Consider the following 4,957-nt stretch of genomic DNA (forward strand, 5'->3'; position numbering starts at 1 on the left):
GTCGGCGTCGATCGGGGGATCGCCGGCGCGAGCATGGCGTTGGCGGACCCGGCGGGCGGCTCGTTCGCGCTCCGCCGGGCCGCGCCCGCGTTCACCCCGGCGGAGTACGCCCGGGCACAGGCCCTGGTCGAGTTGGCCGCCACCGTGGTCCGTCGGGCCGCCGAGCAGGTCACTCTGGTGCTGCCCGACGGTGCCGAGGTGGCCGTGCGACCGGCCTGCGCCGACGACCTGCCCGGCGTACGGGAGCTGCACGAGCTGTGTTCACCGCGCAGCCGGCACCGGCGATACCTGGGTGGGGCGGTGCTGCCGCGGCCGGATCGGCTGCGTCGGCTGCTGGAGCCGAGTCGAGGGCTGACGCTGATCGCCAGCACCACCGCCACCGACGGCATCGCCGAGTCGGTGGTCGCCATGGCGAACCTGCTCGGCGAGGGCGACGAGGCCGAGGCGGCGCTGCTGGTGCGCGACGACTGGCAGCGGCGCGGTCTCGGTACGGCGTTGCTGCGCCGGTTGGTCAAGCACGCGGACGAGGCCGGGTACGCCGCGCTGGTGCTGCACGTCCAGGCCGAGAACGCCCCGATGCTGCGTACCCTGCGCCGGCTGGGGCGGCCGGACACGACCGAGCGCGACGGCGCGTTGCTCACGGTGACCGTCCCGCTCACCCCGCAGAGGAAGGGCTCCCTGCTGACGCCGAGGGTGTAGCAGGGGCCCTTCCGCGCCTCGCGTCAGGTAGTGGGGTAGCTGCTGTAGTCGGGGAAGTTGCCGTAGAGACGACCGCTGCCGCCGACGGTGACGGCCTGGACGAGGAGGTCCCCGCCGACGAACGCGCCCTTCCAGGAGGCGCCCCGACCGCCGAACGGTTCGTCCCGGTCACCGCGTGAGCGCGGCTTGTTGATGCCCACCTTGAAGGCCTGCAGGTCCACGGCGAGCTTGGCGGCCTCCTCGGTGTCGTCGCAGGCCAGCGACGCGACCAGCGCGCCGTTGGAGGCGTTCATCGCGGCCAGCAGTTCGTCGGTGGTGTCCACCACGACGATCGTGTCGACCGGCCCGAACGGCTCGGCGTGCATCAACCGGGACCGGCCGGGCGGGGCGAGCAGCACCGATGGTGCCACGTACGCCGAGGTGTCCTGCCCGGGCAGGAACGGCGCGCCGGTGAGTTTGCCCCGGTGCAGGGGCACCGCGCCGCCGCGTACCGCCTCGTCGACCTTGCGGTGCAGTTCGTCGGCCTTGGCCGCGCTGATGAGTGGCCCGAAGTCCAGCTCGGGCAGCGGGTCGCCGGCCGCCCAGTCGTCGCCGACGGCGAGCGGGTGGCCGAATCGGACCGAGCGGACGACCGGCAGGTACATGTCGAGGAACTCGTCGACGAGGTCGCGCTGCACGACGAAGCGGGGGTACGCGGTGCAGCGCTGCTTGCCGTACTCGAAGCCCTTCCTGAGGTGGGCGGCGAGCACGTCCCACTGGGAGAAGTTCCAGATGCCCCAGGCGTTGAGGCCCTCCTGCTCGATGAAGTGTCGCTTGTCGCTGTCGAGCAGCGCGGCGGCGACCTTGCCGCCGTTGGACCGGCCGCCGACGAAGGCGACGGCGCCGATCTCGGGCGCCCGGACCAGCACCTCGGACAGTTCCTCGCCACCGCCGCTGACGAGGGTGGCGGGCAGACCGGCGCGGCGCATCAACGCGTGCGCGACGGTCAGACAGACCGCGCCGCCCTGGGACGGGGTCTTGGCGATGACGGCGTTGCCGGCCAGCAGCTGCACCAGCTCGGCGTGCACCAGGACGCTCATCGGGTAGTTCCACGACGCGATGTTGCTGACCGGGCCCGGCAGCGGCTCGCGGCCGTCGGCGAGCATCCGGTCGATCTCGTCCGCGTACCAGCGGACGCCGTCGAGCGCCCGGTCCACGTCGGCGCAGGCCAGCCGCCAGGGCTTGCCGATCTCCCAGACCAGCAGCATGGCGAGCAGGTCGCGGTGGGCGGTGAGTGATTCCAGCGCCTCGCCGACGCGGGCCTTACGGTCGGCGAGCGGGGTCCGGGCCCACGCCCGGTGCGCGGCGGCGGCGTGGGAGACCGCGGCGCGGGCGGTGTCGGCGTCGAGTCGGGGCAGGTTGATGACGACCGTGTTGTCCACCGGGGTGCGGACCGGGGCGGGCTGGCCGTCCGCCCGCCATTCGCCCTCGATCAGGTTGTGCAGAGTGGTGACACCGTCCACCTCGGCGCCGAACGCCTCCGGTGTGGCGGCCACCGCGCGGGCCAGGACCTCGGACCAGGCGGTGCCGTCGGCGAGTCGTAATGCCATCGCTTCTCCTCAGGGTCGACCGGGAACGGCGGCGTCGATGGCACCGCTGATGGTCGTACTGTCTCGCGCGAAGTAGCAGGTCGGCAACGGTGTGTCCCCTTTTCTGGGGTCGCCGGCCCGGGTGCCTGGGGGAGTCCGAGACCGCCTCGTGGACCGCGGGCGTCGACGTGCTGGCTCTTCACAACACGGCAGCCGACAGCTAGATTGACGCTCATCTGTGGGAGCGCTCCCGAGCGCGTCCCGGCTCCACCACCACCGCCGCCGGGCACCCGTTGCACCCCGAAGCCGTCCCGCCTCGGTCGGGCTGCCCGGCGGCGCCACCGACAGGAGTCCGCGATGTCCTACCCGGAACGGATCCGCCGGCGGTCTGCTGCGCAGCCGGTGCGAGATCAGCCCTGGCCGCGGCGGCTACTGGCCGCCGGGGTGGCCCTGCTCACCGGTCTGTCCCTCGTGGTCACCGGGCCGACGTCGTCGCCGGCCTCGGCCGCGCCCGCTACCTACAACTACGCCGAGGCGTTGCAGAAGTCGCTGCTCTTCTACGAGGCGCAGCAGTCCGGCCGGTTGCCGGACTGGAACCGGGTCTCCTGGCGCGGCGACAGCGCGCTCACCGACGGCGCCGGCGCGGGCCTGGATCTCACCGGCGGTTGGTACGACGCCGGTGACCACGTCAAGTTCGGCTTCCCGATGGCGTTCAGCGCCACCATGCTCGCCTGGGGAGCGGTGGAGTACCGCAGCGGCTACGCCTCCTCCGGGCAACTGCCGCATCTGCTCAACAACCTGCGCTTCGTCAACGACTACTTCATCAAGGCGCACCCGTCAGCCAACGTCCTCTACGGGCAGGTCGGCAAGGGCGACGACGACCACAAGTGGTGGGGTCCGGCCGAGGTGATGCCGATGGCGCGGCCCGCGTACAAGATCGATGCGAGCTGTGGCGGCGCGGACCTGGCGGGTGAGACGGCCGCGGCGATGGCCGCCTCCTCGATGGTGTTCCGACCTACCGACGCGACCTACGCGGACAAGCTGCTCGGCCACGCCCGGCAGTTGTACACGTTCGCCGACACGGTGCGGAAGTCGTACCACGAGTGCATCACCGACGCGACGAGCTTCTACCGGTCGTGGAGCGGCTGGCAGGACGAGCTGGTGTGGGCCGCGATCTGGCTGCACCGGGCCACCGGCGAGGCCAGCTACCTGGCCAAGGCCGAGAGTGAGTACGACAAGCTCGGCACCGAGAACCAGACCACCACCCGCTCCTACAAGTGGACGATCGCCTGGGACAACAAGCAGTTCGGCGCGTACGTGCTGCTGGCCAACCTGACCGGCAAGCAGAAGTACGTCGACGACGCCAACCGCTGGCTGGACTACTGGACGGTCGGCGTCAACGGGCAGCGGGTGCCGTACTCGCCCGGCGGGATGGCGGTGCTCGACTCCTGGGGCGCGCTGCGCTACGCCGCCAACACCTCGTTCGCCGCGCTGGTCTACAGCGACAAGACCACCGACACGACCCGCAAGGCGCGCTACCACGACTTCGCCGTCCGGCAGATCAACTACGCGCTCGGCGACAACCCGCGCAACTCTAGCTACGTGATCGGGTTCGGGGCGAACCCACCGAAGAACCCGCACCACCGCACCGCGCACGGCTCCTGGTGGGACAGCCAGACCGTGCCCGTCCAGACCCGGCACACCCTCTACGGCGCGCTGGTCGGCGGCCCGTCCTCGGCCAACGACGCGTACAGCGACAGCCGGTCGGACTACGTGATGAACGAGGTCGCCACCGACTACAACGCCGGCTTCACCTCCGCGCTGGTCCGGCTGACCTCCGAGTACGGGGGCACGCCGCTGGCGAACTTCCCGGTCGCCGAGACGCCGGACATCGATGAGCTGACAGTGGAGACCACCGTGGCGCAGGCCGAGCCGCGGGCCACCGGGCTCAAGGTGATGGTCTACAACAAGTCCGCGTTCCCGGCCCGGGCGCTCACCGACGGGAAGTTCCGGTACTACTTCCGGCCCGACGGCACCGGCCCGGTCCAGGTGACCGCCGGCTACACCCAGGGCTGCCCGTCCCCGACCACCGCCAAGCAGTACAGCGGGGACATCTGGTACGTCGAGGTGGACTGCACCGGGTACACCATCGCCCCGGCCGGGCAGTCGCAGCACCGGATGGAGGTGCAGTTCAAGGTCGGCGTGCCGGAGGGCGGCACCTGGGACCCGACGAACGACCCGTCGTACCAGGCCACGGCCGGACCCAACCGCAAGGTGCCGCTGTACTCCGGCACCACCCGCGTCTGGGGTGAGGAGCCGGGGCCGGTCGTGCCGGACACCACCGCGCCGACCGTCCCGGGCACCCCGGTGGCGTCCGCCCTCGGGCCCCGCACCGTCACCCTGACCTGGGCGCCGTCGACCGACAGCGGCGGCAGCGGCCTGGCCGGCTACGACGTCCGCGAGGTCCAGGTCAACAGCGACACGGTCCTGGTCCGGCCGGTCACCGGCACGACGTTGACCATCACGACGCTGCTGCCAGCGACGTCGTACGAGTTCACCGTCGTGGCCCGCGACGGCGCCGGCAACACGTCCGGGCAACTCCAGACGACGCAGGTTGCGGTTGCGGAAGCCGTACCGGCAGAGCAGCCGGATCACGTCGGTCCCGTACCCCTGGCCACGTGCCTCGGGCA

3 protein-coding genes are annotated in these 4,957 nt (G+C 71.7%); 2 read left to right on the forward strand and 1 reads right to left on the reverse strand.

Annotated elements, in window-relative coordinates; translation table 11 throughout:
• The coding region (locus ACWCO3_RS31415) for an N-acetyltransferase family protein (protein WP_450013508.1) at positions 1-699 on the forward strand (699 nt) is incomplete at its 5' end.
• A gap of 23 nt (positions 700-722) precedes the next feature.
• Here ACWCO3_RS31415 and ACWCO3_RS31420 read toward each other — a convergent pair.
• Positions 723-2,288, reverse strand: a complete 1,566-nt coding sequence (locus tag ACWCO3_RS31420) for an aldehyde dehydrogenase family protein (protein ID WP_450013510.1) — start codon at positions 2,286-2,288, stop codon at positions 723-725.
• Positions 2,289-2,624: 336 nt separating this feature from the next.
• Here ACWCO3_RS31420 and ACWCO3_RS31425 point away from each other — a divergent pair.
• A partial coding sequence (locus tag ACWCO3_RS31425) for a glycoside hydrolase family 9 protein (RefSeq protein WP_450013512.1) occupies positions 2,625-4,957 on the forward strand: 2,333 nt, incomplete at its 3' end.

The sequence above is a fragment of the Micromonospora sp. NPDC002411 genome, from assembly GCF_053592955.1.